General features: G+C 46.0%; 13 protein-coding genes. All 13 read right to left on the bottom strand.

Translation table 11 applies throughout. The features are described from left to right. Positions 1-175 precede the first annotated feature (175 nt). Complete coding sequence (locus E5329_RS19985) at positions 176-2,116, bottom strand: subtype A tannase (protein ID WP_135991127.1); 1,941 nt, start codon at positions 2,114-2,116, stop codon at positions 176-178. Between the two features lie 182 nt (positions 2,117-2,298). Beyond that, the gene (locus tag E5329_RS19980) at positions 2,299-3,030 is read right to left on the bottom strand and encodes a DUF554 domain-containing protein (RefSeq protein WP_135991126.1); all 732 of its coding nucleotides are present in this window, start codon (positions 3,028-3,030) and stop codon (positions 2,299-2,301) included. Positions 3,031-3,042: 12 nt separating this feature from the next. Then, positions 3,043-3,855, bottom strand: a complete 813-nt coding sequence (locus tag E5329_RS19975; RefSeq protein WP_135991125.1) for a methyl-accepting chemotaxis protein — start codon at positions 3,853-3,855, stop codon at positions 3,043-3,045. Positions 3,856-4,010: 155 nt separating this feature from the next. Beyond that, positions 4,011-6,332: a glycoside hydrolase family 65 protein gene (locus E5329_RS19970; protein ID WP_135991124.1), complete on the bottom strand. Its 2,322-nt coding sequence runs from the start codon at positions 6,330-6,332 to the stop codon at positions 4,011-4,013. Positions 6,333-6,344: 12 nt separating this feature from the next. Continuing rightward, the gene (locus tag E5329_RS19965; protein WP_135991123.1) at positions 6,345-8,084 is read right to left on the bottom strand and encodes an alpha/beta hydrolase family protein; all 1,740 of its coding nucleotides are present in this window, start codon (positions 8,082-8,084) and stop codon (positions 6,345-6,347) included. Positions 8,085-8,087: 3 nt separating this feature from the next. Beyond that, complete coding sequence (gene lpdD / locus E5329_RS19960) at positions 8,088-8,438, bottom strand: prenylated flavin chaperone LpdD (protein ID WP_135991122.1); 351 nt, start codon at positions 8,436-8,438, stop codon at positions 8,088-8,090. 1 nt (position 8,439) lies between these two features. Further along, positions 8,440-9,003: a UbiX family flavin prenyltransferase gene (locus E5329_RS19955; protein ID WP_135991121.1), complete on the bottom strand. Its 564-nt coding sequence runs from the start codon at positions 9,001-9,003 to the stop codon at positions 8,440-8,442. A 12-nt stretch (positions 9,004-9,015) separates the two neighbouring features. Continuing rightward, positions 9,016-9,654, bottom strand: coding sequence for a beta-phosphoglucomutase (gene pgmB, locus E5329_RS19950; RefSeq protein ID WP_135991120.1), 639 nt, complete (start codon positions 9,652-9,654; stop codon positions 9,016-9,018). A gap of 18 nt (positions 9,655-9,672) precedes the next feature. Further along, positions 9,673-11,145, bottom strand: coding sequence for a UbiD family decarboxylase (locus tag E5329_RS19945; protein WP_135991119.1), 1,473 nt, complete (start codon positions 11,143-11,145; stop codon positions 9,673-9,675). Positions 11,146-11,177: 32 nt separating this feature from the next. Then, positions 11,178-12,518, bottom strand: a complete 1,341-nt coding sequence (locus tag E5329_RS30850; protein WP_275443512.1) for an alpha/beta hydrolase fold domain-containing protein — start codon at positions 12,516-12,518, stop codon at positions 11,178-11,180. Positions 12,519-12,544: 26 nt separating this feature from the next. Continuing rightward, complete coding sequence (locus E5329_RS19935; protein WP_135991118.1) at positions 12,545-14,194, bottom strand: glycoside hydrolase family 3 protein; 1,650 nt, start codon at positions 14,192-14,194, stop codon at positions 12,545-12,547. Positions 14,195-14,203: 9 nt separating this feature from the next. After that, a complete protein-coding gene (locus E5329_RS19930; protein ID WP_135991117.1) occupies positions 14,204-15,169 on the bottom strand; it encodes an alpha/beta hydrolase in 966 nt (321 codons plus the stop codon). A 45-nt stretch (positions 15,170-15,214) separates the two neighbouring features. After that, the gene (locus E5329_RS19925) at positions 15,215-16,588 is read right to left on the bottom strand and encodes an MFS transporter (protein WP_135991116.1); all 1,374 of its coding nucleotides are present in this window, start codon (positions 16,586-16,588) and stop codon (positions 15,215-15,217) included. Between the last annotated feature and the right edge of the window lie 388 nt (positions 16,589-16,976).

Below are 16,976 nucleotides of genomic sequence, written 5' to 3'. Positions count from 1 at the left end.
TAATACATAAAATCAACCATTAGGAAACCTGCTTTGTCTTATTATATATAGGTGGCGATGAATGATTGCCATCTATACAGAAAAAAATCTTTTTATCAAAAAACTGGAAGAATGCATGCTCACACACAATGCATTCTTCCAGTTCATCAGAACACTGATTTTCATATCATAAAGGCTACTTCATGCACTCATTTACCCATGTAATGAAATTGGCAGTGCTGTTTCCCGTGCGCTCTGCCTTGACATGCTGCTGGCCCCATACGGTTGCAAAATCAACAGATTCCACTCCGTCGTAATTCTGAAGTGCAAGGGCAAGATTTACTTCTGTTGTAAGGGAGGTATCACTCTGGGCAATACCGGTACGAATCCTCCAATGCTTTGCAGGGATGCTGGCGCCATATCCGTCCTCAGATTCCAGCAGATAATAAAGAGGCGTATACATGCTCAGCCTCTGAGCCGCTGTATATCCAACAGCATCGGTTTTTTGAAGATCCTCTGCAAAATCAGAGGCATAGCTGCTTTCGAGTTCCTTCAATATTTCTGCAAGCACACCATCAAAATGGGCTCCATTTCCATCCCCATATCCAAACAGTATATTTTCTCCCTGTCCGGCGTCAAGCTGGTCGAATGCACCGAGATTTTTTGATACGCTTTTAAAGGCTTTTACAAAATCACTCACGCTTGTAATTGCAGCTGTGTTTGTTGCAGCGTCATAGGTGACCCATGTACCATTTGCATTGAGGGCATCTATATAGTCGCTGGCAGTTTCATAGGTTCCGGAAATTGTAATACCATTTGAAGTCTCTGTACGGGTTATATCATCCAGTTCCTCATAGGGACTTTCCCCCGCACCGTCTGGACCTCCATTCCCGGCCGGACCTTCCAATCCGCCTTCTCCATCCATTTCCCGCAACTCTTTGCCGCCTTCTTTGCCGCCGGGCACACCAAATTCACCGAACTCCATATTCCCGTCAGGGCCTGGGAAATCACCATCGTTTCCTCGGCCTCCAAATCCGCCCCTTCCGCCAGGGCCTCCTTCATTTTCCCCAGAAGCAGATGAATCGTAGGGAAATTCTGTATCTGAAAGAAAGTTGTTCAAAGACGTTTCAATCACACCCACAATGTAATCATAATAGCTGCCGGCCTGAAAAATACCATCGGCTGATTCTTCAAGGGTCAGTACATTTCCATTTTCGTCTTTTATTCCCGCCTGGTTGATATAATCGGCAAAGGAAGCAGCCATTGCATCAGAAATGGCCTGCTCATCATCGGAAAGGCCAGTTCTTGTTACGCCCATCATCCATTCATAGGCCGCATCTGCGCTGTCCAGATTGGTGATGGGACACCAGTCCATGGAACCATAAACGGCGTCACTGACCCCCTGTACCGCTCCGATCTGTTCAAGATAAGGATCATAAAGCTCACTGTCACCGGTTGCACCCACAAGGGCAGACTGGGCGCCGCCGCCACTCATGCCGAATACAAATATTTTTTCCGCATCTCCGGGTACGGCATCATTGATATACCGCAGATAGCGGATTGCGGCTTTGATATCCGTAACGCCGGCTGGTGCGCCTGCATCCCTTCCACGGCATCCGGCATGAACGTATACAAAACCGGCCTCCATGTACTCTGTCAGACTCGTATAGTCTGTTAAGGCTGCCTGAGCCGCATACCCCGGCGTTTCGATGGGAATGACAATCGGAGCAGCTTCCGCTGCATAACCGTTCACTTCTGCTTCTGAATTAATTTCGCAGGTATACGTTCCGTCGCCATTGTCTGTTCCTGAAAGATAATCACCCGGCACAAAAACAGCCAATGTTTCATAGGACGCATCCGCAGGCATTTCGCAATAGGAGATACCAATCTGATAATAGACGTTATCCTCAGCATGATACATCCATTTTGACATATCTATTTTCTCCAGATTTGTAGTAATACTTCCGGAAGAATCTGCTTCCTCTTGAGTACCTTCTGCTTCCTCCTGGGAAGTATCCTCTGTTTTCTCCTGGGAAATACCTTCTGTTTTCGTATTATCATCTGGTGACTCCCCACAGGCTGTCAACTGACAGATCATCAGTACCGCCATTGCAGCTGCTGCTATTTTTTTCAACATTTTTTATCCCTCCATTTTGTAATCTCGGAGTGTTTTATAAGGCGAACTGCCATCCGCAATTGGAAGTATACTATGGATTTATGAATTTTTCAATTTACTGTCCGGAACTTTCACAAAATTTTCAGACTCTCCGATACAGCCTGAAAAAGGGGCACATGTACACTGCCTTTTGCATATTCATATCAGTTCACAAGGGGAAGAACATAATTTACCCAGAACCAGCTAAAGGGCATGACAATCACCATAGCCGGTATCATGTCAGCCGTTGGAAACATTTTCACTTTGATCATACGAAAACCCGTAGCAAGCATAATAAAACCTCCGCATGCTTTAAAGTCATTGATCATTGTGGGCGTTGTGGCAGGATAGATCAATCCGGCACATAAGAACAGGAGCAGGAATATAACAAACTGCGGAATTGCTACTATAGATACCACCATTCCCAACGTGCAGGCAAAAATTAAAGCTGTAAACAAATCCAGAATGGATTTGGCGATCAAAATACTGTGTTCTCCAGTCATTCCTGAAATAATGGAACCATAGATTCCTGTTCCACTGGCACAGAATAATACAATGATTGTAACAAGGGTCGCTGTAAATTCTTCTTCGGAAATTTTCGAATTCTTATTTTTCACAAATTTGGAAACCACTTTCTGCATACCGCCTGCAGCAGCATTCATTTTATCTCCCAGATGAATTGCCAGACCAACGGCTGTACCGATGATGACTGCAAAAATAACTGCCGGCATATTTTCCATCAAAACAATGGCACTGATTCCCATCCCCATGGAACACGCACCAAAGATCATATTAATATCCTCTTTAAAACGGGCGCTTAATTTGTTCCCGGCAAAGGCGCCCACCATACCGCCAACCGCCACTGAAAGCGCATTAATAATAACTCCTATCGGCATTTTTCTATCTCCTTATACATTTTTAAAGCGGTTTACTTCACTGCTCAATTTTAATGATATGTCTTGATTGTTTTCTGTTTCCTTTTGAATCTGCTTCATGGATTCCACCAACCTGGCTGCATTCGAGGCAACGTTTGCCACACTTTTGGCGCTCTCATCCACTGCTGCCGCAATATCATTCATGCCCACATTCATACCCTGAATCGTATCATTGATGTCACTTGAATTTCCGGCAAACTCTGTCAGGATGCCATTTACATGATCCGCATCCTGCTCATATTTTTCCACAACCTCCACAAAGCTGTCATAATCTTTCATAACGTTCTCATCTATGAACCGCAGCATATCCTCCGCATTCTGCGCCAGGCTTTCTACCGCTCCTATCACCTGGCTGCTGACGCTCTGAATTTTCTCTTTTCTAGCTTCCGCAAGTATCTGGGTGCAATAATCTAAAAAATCCGTCATGGCTGCATTCCAGTCCTCATAGGCTGCGATCACATCTGCGTCCTTTGTCTGCTCACAAAAACCGCCCAACGCACCCATCGCATACTCCATTTCCGAGATGCCAGATTCCAGCTTCTCCCGCATAGAATCAATCTCTTTTGTCCCTTGTTTGAAATAACTGAGATTCGAATAAAGCTGTATCTTCTGGAACACCGTTGATGCCTCACTCTTGACCTGACCCATATCCAGATAAATGTTGATCCTATCATTATTTTCCCTGATGGATGACAATGCCATAACATTTGCTGCAATTGCCACCAAAAAAACGCCGCCTAAAACTACCATCATGGCAATTACTTTACGGCCAATACTGCCTTTCATCCTATGCGCCCCCATTCCATGAATCATAAAAACATAAAGCCCAAATAACTTGCACATTTCATTTTAAAACAAATGCCCAAGTTATTTGTAGCCACTTCATATTAACACAATGTAATACCGTTTTTCCCTCGTAATTTTAGTATAGGTTCCAAGCATTACATCATCATTTTCAATTCTTCCTGTACAGACTTCTGTTCGCCGCATATCTCAATCTCAACTTCCGCCGTACCTGTCAGATTCTGAACAGAAATCAAATCCTTTGCAACCTTAACCGCCAGCTTCTGGCCTTTCCAAAGTATCGTAAACGCCAGTTCTTCCCACTCGTTCGGAAGGGACGGATTGATGCGGAGCTTTCCATCCAGCATACGCACGCCGCCAAATCCATATACCACGCACTGCCATACACCGCCAAAAGATGCGGCATGAATTCCCGCGTTTGAAGAACCCATAAATGTACCAAGGTCAATCATGGATGCTTTCTGAAACAGGCTGTAAGCAAGCTCTTTCTCTCCCATATCGCTGGCAAGTACCGAATGGGTGGAAAGGGACAGTGAGGAATCATGGATTGTCCGCTTCTCATAATATTCCCAGGTTGCTTTCTTCACTTCCGCGGGAAACTCATTCTCCAGAAGGAAGAATAATACCAGTGCATCTGCCTGTTTGGATACCTGGATTTGATTAATCTGCTCCATATTGAAATCACGGGTAATGCCCCCGACATGCTCCTGCTCTTTGTATTTGGTAAGGTCAATGTCGCGGCAGCTTAAATAACGGTCATCCTGGGGCAATACATGTTCTTTTGTTGGCTTTGGCAGATAAATGCGCTCACTGCCATCTTTCCATTCCCTGTATGCTGCTTCCAGATTCATTTTTTCATCCAGCCGGGCAAAGATTTCCGGTTTCTCTTCTTTCAGCAGATGAAAGTATTCCATTGCCTTTACCATATTCCAATGAGCCATGTAATTTGTAAATGCATTGTCATTGACATGCTCACGGAACTCGTCTGGACCTACCACATCGTTGATATGATATGTTCCGTCTGTTCCTGTTTTTTCAAGCCTCGATGCCCAGAAATTCGCAGTATCCATAATCAGTTCATATCCATACCGTTCCATAAATTCCTCATCCCCTGTGATGACCGCATATTGCCATGCGCCATAAGCAACGTCTGAGGTGATATGCTGCTCAATGATTCCAGACCACACTTTTATCGGTTTTCCTGTCACAATGTCCACATCCATGAACTCCGGCGTAACCTCCCCGTCATCCAGCCAGGCAGATTCCCAGGGGAACATGGCTCCTTTGTACCCATTATGCTTCGCTTTTGCATGGGCGCCGGGAAGGGACAGGTAGCGGTACTCCTCCAGCTTTCTGGCTGTCTCCTGATCGGTAAAGATATAATACGGAAGCAGAAAAATTTCCGTATCCCAGAACGTAGGTCCTTTGTAGCCCTCTCCCGAAAGCCCTTTTGCACCGATATTCATACGGTTGTCATGCTTTGGCACCATCAGACGCATATGGTACTGGGCAAATAAAATGGCAAACTGGTCGATTGCAGGCCCTTTTATCTGGATGGGAGCTTTATCCCATACCTCTTCTTTCCACTTCGCCGATGACTCGTCTTTCAGCATGGCATATCCTGCTTTTTCTGCATCCCTGCAGGCACCCAGGGAAATTTCCTGAATATCTGCCAGAGATTTTCCTTCCATTTCCTTGTCCCGGCTGGTATAAACAGTCGAATACTTCTCAATGGCCAATGTCTGCCCTGCTTCTACCCGCTTGTCAAACCCCGCAAATATTTTACGGCGTTCAATAAAAACCTCTGGCTCTTCCTGCAATTTCTCATTGTCCACATACAGAATGTGGGCTGTGGTATTCGCAAAACCGATGTCAGATTGCGTGGTGGTCTGGACAAACTGGATAAAATGTTTCTCATAAAACCGCTTATCCCCATCTGAAAAATGCTGGCTTCCTGTATTTGTCATGGTGCCGTCAATCCCGGAACGGATCCTGACTTCCACTGCTTCATCAAGGGCTGTAATTTCAATCCTTTGTGCGATCACATGCAGCCTCTTCAGGGAGACAATCCTGAAAAAGCTCAGCTTCACTTTCCTGCCTTTTGGGGAAGTCCAGGCCACACTCCGGTACAATTCTCCGGTACGGACGTTCAATTCCCTTGTATAATCCTCGTATTTCCCATCAGACAGTGAAAAGCGTTCTCCCTCTATAAATATATCAACTGCTGTCAGATCGGCTCCATTGGGGAGTTCTGTCACTTCATTCTCATCAAACTTATTGAATGTCCCGGCCACAAATATTCCCCTTGTTTCATTCAGGTAATGTTCCTCTGTAGCGCTCCTTAAGCCAAGGTAACCATTTCCAAGGCTCATGATAGACTCACATTTTCCCAACTGTTCCGGGTCAAAACAGTCTTCCCTCAATATTCCTTCCGTTATCTTACTGTAATCAATCCCCATAAAAACCACCGCCTATTTGCAAATCTTTTCAATCCAGTCACACACTTCTCCCGGATAATCAGCCTCACAATGGGGCTTATCCCAGACAAGGGCATAATCAACCGGTTTTCCTGCAGCCGCGAGCTTTAAGGCAAGGGTCATGTTTACGGAAAGGGAAGTATCGGCGTCACTGGCCCCAACCCTGATCCGGAAATATTTTGCATCATCACTTTTTTCAGAGGCACCTATATAATTGAAAGGATTGATCAAATAGATCCTTCGTGCCAGCGCTTCATCACCATCCACTGCCTGGTAAGCCTTATAATATTTCTGATATTCTTCCGGAAACTCCTTTTCCAGCTCTTTGATCGCTTCTGCAATTTCCCCGTTAAAATGCATAAAATGCTTTTCGGGCATTCCAAATACACGATTTTCCCCGCTGTCCATGCTCAGTGTATCAAAAGATGTGCATGGTTTCATCCTTCTGCGATGTTTCAGCACATAAGTATCCAAATCCGATATTTCTGCCTTGCTGCCATCCCATTTTAACCATTCTTGCTTATCTTCGCCTTTTACACGGATCATTGGCGGTTCAAATGCCTCATAAGGCTCTCCTTTGGGCGGACGGGATACCATGTCCCCAAGGGAAGGCTTCTCAGCAGGCCTTCCTTCTCCCTCCGAATCTTTTTCCGGTCCTCTGCGCAGGGCAACGCCGGGTCCTGCATGGCCCTGCATCAGGTCTGCCTCTTCTTTCTCCGGCTCTCCGCCGCCCATAGGCGCCATTGTTTCATATTCATAATTGCCTGTAAGATAATCCTGCGGGGAATATTTTTCTGGAAGTTTCCCTGCCGCAAGCCTGCGCAAAAAGTCTGTAGCAGAAGCATTCAATTTCTCCATCAAATAATCATATCCCGCGCCACCTCTTCCATCTTCATCCAGACGCAAGGCTGTATGGTCATCCGGGTTTACCAGCTCAAGGCTGTTGAAGTAAGCAATATATCTTTCTTTTAATTTTGCGGAGAGCGCTATCTGGAATGGCGTCATGGTTCCTGCCGGTCCTGCTGGAGACGCCTCGTTCTCTTTGTCCTCATGGAACATCCACTCATAGGCAAGATCTGCATGCTCCAGATCTACAATGGGGCAGTAAATCTGTGATGCATAAACATCATCACGTTCCTCCATAAAAGCACCATTTTCTTCCAGATATGGAATAAAATCCTCATGATTTCCTGTAACCCCAAGGAGCGTAGACATTGCGCCGCCGGCGCTCCAGCCTACGGATATGATACGATCCAGACAGCCCGGAATGCAGTCTGCATTATGCCGTAGAAAACGGATAGCGGTCTTTAAATCCACCAGATTTGCAGGTGACTTTCCACACCATTCTCCATTTTTGTCCTTGGATTCACTTCCCCTGTTTCCACAGGTTACATAGACATACCCTTTCTCCAGATACTGGTGGGCATAACACCGCGGCCCTTCCAGCCATACATGGGGCATCTGCATATATCCTGCCGAATTATTTTCAAAAATCACCGGAACGTTGGATGCATTGTACCCGTTCATAGTAGCGTCCGGATCTATTTCCCCATTCTTCTTCATATAGGGTTCCGGCACAAAAATGCTCAGTCTCTGGAATTTCGGCGTTGTGGCCTTATCGGTGTACAAAATATCCTCCAGGCACCAGCATTTATATTTCTCATCAAAAAACCAGTCATTTTTACAGTCTGACAGTTCCATTGTCTGATTCACAACATAAATATGTTCTTCCATTTTTTAACCCTCGCTTTCTAAATCTTTTACCAGGATGTCCAATTCCCTGGTTAACCCTTGTAAGATTTCTTCAATCTGTTCCGGCGTAATATGATCATAATGCACCCCTGCCTGTACGACAACCGGCCCATGGTATACGGCGCTGATCCTTTCGGACCACTGTTCACAGATGACATCTTCTTTATGGGAAGGGAATACGATGCTGTCCGTTACTTTGCCAGCCGATGCTATGGCAACTGCGCCGATATGCCCTTTTTCACCGCCTTCAATCAAAATGCTGATGCCGGCTCCGGTATCATACAGGGCAATATGAATCTCATGTCCAAGCACCTGAATCTTTTTACAGCAATACATCTTACAACCCCTCCCATTCATAAGCATCTGTATTTAGCCCAAACTGCCGCAATATCCTCTGTACCGTATACCTGGTGCAGTCTTCCAGCGATTCTGGATGGTTATAATACGTCAGCATCGGAGGCATGACAATGCCTCCAAGCTGGCTCAGCTCATATAGATTCCTGAGATGTATCGTACTAAATGGCGATTCCCGCGCCACAAGGACAAGCCTGCGCCGTTCCTTTAACATAACGTCTGCAGCACGTAAAAGCAAGGTATCGCTATAACCGGAAACAATCCCGGCTGCTGTTTTCATGGAACAGGGAACAATAACCATTCCCTCCATTTGAAAACTTCCGGAAGCGGGCCTCGCCCCTATGTTGTCATTTTCATAAGCAACATCCGCCAGTGCTTTCACATCTTCCAGAGACAGTTCCGTTTCCTGCTGCAGTGTAAGCTCTGCCCCTCTGGTCACAATCAGATGGGTCTCCACGGACTCCTCTTTTTGCAGTTGTTTCAGTAATTCCACCGCAATCGGCGCACCGGACGCACCGCTCATACCCACCATTAAACGCTTTTTCATATCACACCTCAATTATTCGAACACGTTCAGCAAATCCCCCATACAGGACAAAGGATACTCTGTCAGATGGAATTTTGATGCTTCGCCAATCCCGGCGCTGTGAAAACCGCCTCTATGCGCTGCAATGATCCCTGCCTGGGCGTCCTCCACCACAAGGCATTCTTCCGGCGCAAGCTTCAATGCCTCTGCCGCTTTTAAGAATACTTCCGGATCTGGTTTCGAACGCTGGATATTCGTACCGTCACTGACTGTGTGAAAATAATCAGCAAGTCCGATCCGGCTTAAGATCAGCTTTGTATTCCTGCTGGATGAACCGATGGCAACTTTTATTCCACTGTTTTTGATGTTATCCAATACCCCTTTCACTTCTTCCGTGAGATCAGCCCTAGTCATGTTTTTTAACAGTTTCTTGTAGATTTCGTTCTTGGTTTCTGCAAGGACAGACTTTTCTTCCTCTGTATAGGGCCTGTCTGCCTGTTCCAATATAATTTCCAGGCTTTCCATTCTGCTGACCCCCCGCAGCCGGTTATTCACCTGCTCATCAAAAAAGACGTTCTCCTGATCCGCAATTTGTTTCCATGCCTGATAGTGGTATTGGTCTGTATGGCAGATCACACCGTCTAAATCAAATATAACTGCTTTAAATCTCATTCTCTGTCTTATGCTCCTCTATTTCAGCCACTTATCCGGATCCACATCCATAAACTGTGCACGTACGAAGCGTTCTTTCAAATGGAACGGTACTGTACAGTCAAAAATCGTCTTGCAGCTAATCCCACCATCCGTGATAGATGGCGCATACTCTGGAATGGAGCTTGGATCTAACGGATGGCATCTTACGCCTGGTATCGTTACAATATCCCGGTCCCCCTGGAATCTTGTGTTCATGGCCCACAGGACATCACGGGTATCAAAGATATCCACATCCTCATCCACAAGTATCACATGCTTCAATTCTGGAAATGCAGAAAACGCCAACAGTGCCGCCTGACGCTGCTTACCCTCGTCTGTATGGACTGTTTTTCTGCATTGCAGCACTGCCATGTATTTTCCGCCGCCTGACGGATGAGCATAGACATTTGTTACCTTGCCTGGAAGCGCCTTGTCGATCATATTATAAATACTTGCCTCTGTGGGGATACCTGCAAGATTCACATGCTCCTCGGAGGGCCCGATTACCGTCTGCATGATCGGATTCTTCCTTGTGGTGACTGCCTTTACTTTGATCAGCCAGCATTCCTTGGAAGCATGTCCGTTATATCCCGGAAATTCCGGCATTGCAAATCCGGTATGGGAATTCTGGTCTTCTACTACCTTTACACCAGGCATAATCTCGCCTTCAATGACATACTCTGCATTTGCAATGGCGTTTTCCTGAATGGAGACGCATTTGTGCAGCTTCACTGGCTGTCTGCGGATAGCGCCCGCAATGGACAGCTCATTAAAGCCCAGGGGTGTTGTGGGCGGCTCAAAGCAGGATCCGATTTCAATGGCAGGATCCACCCCGATAGAAATTGAAATTGGCAGCGGCTGGTTTAATTCCGTTGCCCGCTCCGCCATAGCGCCGATGTGGCGGCTGCCTGGCTGTAAAAAGATGGAAAGCTCATCTTTGGACTGAATGCACATCCGATGGATTGTCACATCGGACAATCCAGTGTCCGGATGGGTCGCATAGCACATGCCCATTGTGATATACGGACCTGCATCAACAGGCGTATTGGTGGGCGCCGGTATTAATTTGAACAGGTCAAAGCCAGGATCCTCTGCCCGGTAAATAACCTCCTGACAGGGAGCTGCCTCCTCCGTCACTTCCGGCATAATCGGATTCAGGGCGCAATCGCAAAGCAGTTTCCCCAGATTTTCTTTTTCGCATCCAAGGAGGATTCCAACCCGTTCCCTGCTGGCCAAAAGCCCGATTACCACACTTGCATCCGGATGCCCTTTTACATTCTTAAAAATCATTGCCGGGCCATCCACTTTGGTAGGCCGCATAACAGTCCCGCCAGCGCCCACATGACGATAAACACCTGACAATTCTGCTTCCGGATCCACTTCTACATCCGTTTCCACAATCTGTCCATCTATACCTCTTAACACCTCTAATGATGTGCGTAAATCTAAAATTTCTGTCCTGTTATTCATAAGTCCTCCTTAATAATAAGTATCACTCATTTCTACTTCATTACGCTATCCAAAAACTCAAAAACTTTTTTCAAATTCTCATCCGTATAGAATTTTGCATCTTCGTGCCCTGCCCCTTCTATAATGGAAAACTCCACATTTTCTGTTCCAATTACACTGCCAAGCCTTTCTGCAAAATTCTCTGACTGGGTATAAGGAACGCTTTCATCCGCATCTCCTACCTGAATCCAGGCTTTTAACATGTAATCATCTGGAAGCTGGTCTTTATATGTCTCCCAGTAAGTAATGTATGTTGTTTTTTCATCTTCTCCAAGAGCCTGTCCAAGAAACTTGCTTTCAAAAGACCCATCCGCAGAAAAAGCACTGTCCTCTTTTCCAAGGTCTACATACTCATCATCCATCGTATAAAACTCCACAGGGCCATAAAAATCCACAAGCGCGGTCACTGCTGACGAGATATCTGCATTCTCCGACACATCCCCATTTAATTCTTCCACTTCCGGCGTCAAGGCAGTCATCAATGATAAATATGCACCTGCAGACTCACCCCACACAGCAATATGTTCCGCATCAAATCCATATTCATCCGCTTTTGCACGGACAAACCGCACTGCCGCTTTTACATCCGCAAGCGCTCCAGGGAATACCACTTCCGCAGACTTTCGGTAATCCACACTGACCACCGCATATCCATTTGCGATCCCCGCTTCAATGACTGGCTGGATAAGCTCCATCTTCTGGTCGCCAAACATAAAGCCACCACCATGTGACAGGACAATAACCGGGAATGGACCATCACCCTCCGGCAAATGGATATCACACACCTGAGCGGATGACTCACCTGCATATGCAACATTGCTGAATGGATCTTCAGCATCACTTCCTTCTTCTGAATCCATATTTATTGTCACATCTTCATCCGGCGAATAATTTACAGGCGTACAAGTCTCTCCATCCAGTATCCACTTGCAGGATTTATCAGCTTCAAAGAAGGTTGCCTGTGGAGGATCCTGCTCAAATGGCCCTGTGACCACAATGCCGTCTTCCACTGTATATGTTCCTTCATAGACAGTGTTCCCCATTGCCGCATTTCCTTCTGTAAGGACATAACTGCCATCTTCATTCAATTCTAATGTCCATACAACCGTGAAAGCTCCACCCATAGCGCTTTCTTCAAACGTATAGGTACCAGGGGCAAATGTACCGTTATCTTCTGATCCTGTATTGTGAGCCTCTGCACCCTCTGCGTCCTCTGAGTCTATGTTGCTTTCCACTTCGCTGTCTCCGGTTCCTGCAGCAGCATCGCCGCATCCAACCAATAAAAACATGCTTAAAACCAAAGCTGTAACTATTTTCAAATAATTCTTTTTCATAATCTCCTCCTTATCTAATTATTTTCCTATAATCTCGTGTCCACAAGGCCGCAGAAGGGATCCACGGGACTTATCCCGCTAAATTCGCTCTTACCCATCAGCTTTTCCAATACAACCTCCACCGTTGTGCGTGTTGCGGTATATGCATTGATATAAGTTTTTATACGGGGTACATCCTGCAAATGATATGGATTTGAAAAAGAAACAAAAATACAATTTTCTTCATTCAGGAACCTTGGGCTGTCCAATGCATGCTTTGGACACCAGTGAATGCGGACTGTGGTCTGATTGCTTGCATGTTCATAGTTGGCAAGGTACAGGGTCAGCCTTCTTTTTGAGAGTTCCTCCGTTCCATGCAGCTCATCTGAAAAAGGATCATATACTTCCGCTTCAAACCCATGGTCCTTCAGAAAATTTAAGGCGGTATCCGTAATGCTTCCGCCAGGGAACTGGTCTTTTCCAAGGACGATCAAACGTATGTAATCATATTTTTCCCTTGTGACCGGAAGGGTTTCCGGCTGGAGCTGTTTTACCAATGTTACTGATTTTTCTGCGCATTCCCTGTGCCATTTTGCCGCCTCTACTTTTACGGGCTCTAATTCCTCTTCTTTAATCCTGCATGCTTTTGCTTTCAATGCAAGCACTCTCGTTACCGCCTCCTCCAGACGTTCTTCTGTCAGAAGCCCATCCCGCAGACCATGCAGGACATGATTATAATCCTCCTGAAAATCCGTACTGAAAACAAGCATGTCACATCCTGCCATAATGGACAGGGGGATTGCCTTCTTCCTCTCCATTGCCATACAATAACCGCCCATAATGGTTGCATCCGTTGCAATCAGGCCGTTAAAGCCAAATTTTTCACGGAGCACGCCTGTCAGCAGTTCCCTGCTCATGGATGCCGGCAAACATTCTTCCATGGAAAGCTCCGGGTTCACATCCTGCGCCACATATGGCTGTGCAATATGCCCCACCATGATACTCAAAAGATCCTGGGCAATCATATGCTGGTAAATCTCTCCATAAGACTCATACCACTCATTAGCCGGAAGGCTGTTATAGGTGGGATGCAGATGCTGGTCCCGGTAATCCACGCCATCACCCGGATAGTGCTTGGCACAGGCAGCAACTCCCCTCTCCTGTATTGTCCTGATAAATACTTCTGTAAATTTCTTTACCCTCTCTTTATCACTGCCATAAGTGCGAACGTTTGTAATGGGATTTAAGTAATTGAGATCCAGATCGCTGACCGGTGAAAATGTCCAGTTTACGCCAACACTCCGGCCTTCTGAAGCACATACCTTTGCAAACTTTTCCACCATCTTTTCATCATCGGTTGCTGCTGTCAGCATGGGCCAGCCAAATAAGGTCCCATCGCTGATGGCGCCATAACCGCCTTCTTCCAGATTGGCGGCCTTTAAAAGGGGAACCTGGGCGGCTTCATCCAGCGGACGGTACCAGGAGCGGATATCCTCTGCAGGCGCAGGGCGGAAGAGAATTCCTCCCACCCTTCCTTCCTGTACCAGTGCTTTACGTTCCTCTGGCGTATAATCTCCTCCCATAATGCAGAACAGCTGTCCCGCTTTCTGCTCTGTCGTAAGCCTGTCCAACGTATCCTTTACCCATTGTACCTGTTCTTCATTCAGATAAAAAGGTTGTTTTGTTAAGTCAATCATCTTTCATCCTCATAAATATTTTTTTACAAAGTTCCAGATCAAATCTAAATTTTCATCTGTTCCATACTGCTTATCTTCATGGTCGGCTGTGGGAAGGGTTGTAAATTCTACCCTGTCTTCCCCAACCTTTTCACGGATGGCATCTACCAGAATTACCGACTGTTTATAGGGAACAAGCCGATCCACACAGCCATGCTGTACCAGCATGGGCGCCATCTTATCACTGATATATGTGATTGGATTTGCTTTTGCCAGATATTGCGGGTCTAATTCCTGAAGGGGGCCGCCCATATAGCTGCTCTCGGCAGAAGAAGGCTGGTCATGATCTACAAAGCTTATGCCATTCTCCCTTGCCATCTCATCCATGACTGCAAAATCTATTGGTCCAAACTGGTCAACGGCCACCTTCACATAACAATCCTGTGTAAAGGTCTTTCCTTCTTCTCCAGGAAATTCTCCATTCGGAATATTCATGCCAAGGAGCGCGCTTAAATTTCCGCCTGCGGAACCTCCGATCACTCCAACATGCTCTGTGTCCAATTTGTATTCTTTGCCATGCTCCTTAATAAAACGGATTGCCATACGGCAGTCAAGGACTGCTGCAGGGAATTTGGCTTCGCCGCTCAGTCGGTACTCAATGGAACCAATTGCAATACCTTTTTTCAGCAGCTTTAAATAAGTGTCCATATGATCATCCCGCTTATCACCCAGTCCAAATCCTCCGCCATGAATGTGAAAAAGCACCGGGAAGGGTCCTTCTCCTTCTTCTGGCAAAAAGATATCCAGAACCTGGTTTTTAGACTCCGTATCATAAGGGACATCCAGATATTTTCTTTTTACCCAGCTAATACCTGCCATGGGCGCTTTAAAATCGGCCGGCGGGCCTCCTGCACCCGGCTCTCCTTCTGGGCCAGGGCCTCCAAATTGTAAGGAACCCTGCAGTTTTCCATAATCATCTATTACTTCTTTTGACATTTTTTCTTCCTCTCTTTACAAGCTATTACTTACAATTTCTATTGTTTACATTGGTGGTTTCTTTGGCTCGCCAAGGGCCGCGCGGATTTCCGGAAGATATTTCTCAACATTCATTGCCAGAACCCCAAGCAGCAAGACGAAACTTAAAATAACACCCAGCCAGCCAAAACCGAAACGGACATAAGCAACAACTTTGTCTGACTGCACCATCTGTGTTGCATCATAACCCGCCACTGCCAGTATCATAGCCGGAAGGGCCTGCCCTAAGCCCATACCTATCTTGGAACCGATGGACTGGGAAGAAGCCATAAATCCTTCTGAACGGACGCCTGTTTTCCACTCGCCATAATCTGCGGCATCTGCACAGAATGCGTACAATCCTGCAAACATGGGAGTGACGCCCAAAGAACGCAGAATGGTTCCTGCAATCAGCATATTTATATTTGCACCTGCCATTCCGGTAACTGCAAACCCCAATATCAGGATAATACAGCTGGCTGCCATAAAAATACGCTTGGAAAATTTATTGGCTATGTAAGGCATGATGAGCAGCATTATCAGGCCCGGCGCCTGTCCATACACCATCAATTGAGTCATGACACCCGGATTTCCCATAACGATGCCGCAGTAGTAAATCTGAAAAGCAATCGCATTGGCATTGATCAGCAGGATAATTGCGCCTAAAATAAGAGCAATCCAGAAATATCTGTTTTGCAGAACCGCCTTAAGCTGGACTCCCATCGGAACACTCTCCCCAGATTTCGGCCCCGGACCTCCAGGCCCTTCCGAAACAGGCTCATCCATACCAACGGTTTCCACACAAAACAGGCCGGGAATCAAAATCAGGACGCCTGCGATAACGCCTAAAATGATGCCTGTCAGTTCCCATCCAAGCTTCATATACAGGACAGATACAGCTGTTCCAACAAACAGGCCCACAATACCGTTCATCAAAGATGAGAACGTGGAAGTCGTATTACGGTCTTTGGGGTCTCTGGTCATACGGGCCAGCAGAGCCGTGTGGGCAACACCCAGAATTGTATAAACGATACAGTTTACAAAAATATAGGTCAGATACGCATAAATAATTTTGGTGGTTTCTGCCCAGTTCGCATTGACACGAAAGATCAAAATCAGACCGATGCACATCAGAGGCGCTGCAATGATCAGCCACGGACGCGCCTTTCCTATTTTTGTGTGAGTTTTATCAATAATGCCGCCCATTGCAAAATCTGTAACGCCATCCAGAACACGACATACGATCATAATCGTTGCCACTGCACCTGCCGCGATCATAGCAGTATCTGTATAATAACTCAGCAAAAAGCTTGCAAAGACAGTGCTGAGTACGTTGCTGCCGCCTGCGCCGCAGCCATACGCAAACTTCCGCCATACCGGAATTTTTTTCGTTTGATCCATTTTCTTTCTCCTCCATTTCTTATGTGGTCAGCCAAAAACAGATTGGTTTTGGCTGAATGTCCTGAAACCCTCCTGCTCCCATCCAGAAGGCGGTCCTGTTCCCATTTTTCCGATTGGAGGCATATACCTTTCGCGTTTCTCCATCCCATTTCATCCTTTCTGTATTTTTCTGAATATCTCAGTTCCTTCATGGTTTTTAGTTTAGCACCTGCAAATTCTTTTTTTAATAATTTTGAAAATCCTGATATTCAATTTTTTAACAAATAATATCCCTTTTTCTGCTTTCCATGCTGTATATCATTCAGTCTTTTTTTTATAAATGCCGAAAAATAACAATGTCATTAACTTAAGGAAAAGAACAATACCGGATGTCTTTACACCCATTCAT

This window comes from Petralouisia muris (assembly GCF_004793545.1).
Lineage (GTDB): Bacteria > Bacillota > Clostridia > Lachnospirales > Lachnospiraceae > Petralouisia > Petralouisia muris.
Note: the sequence above shows the minus strand (reverse complement) of the source record. Positions and strands in the feature narration are given on the sequence as shown.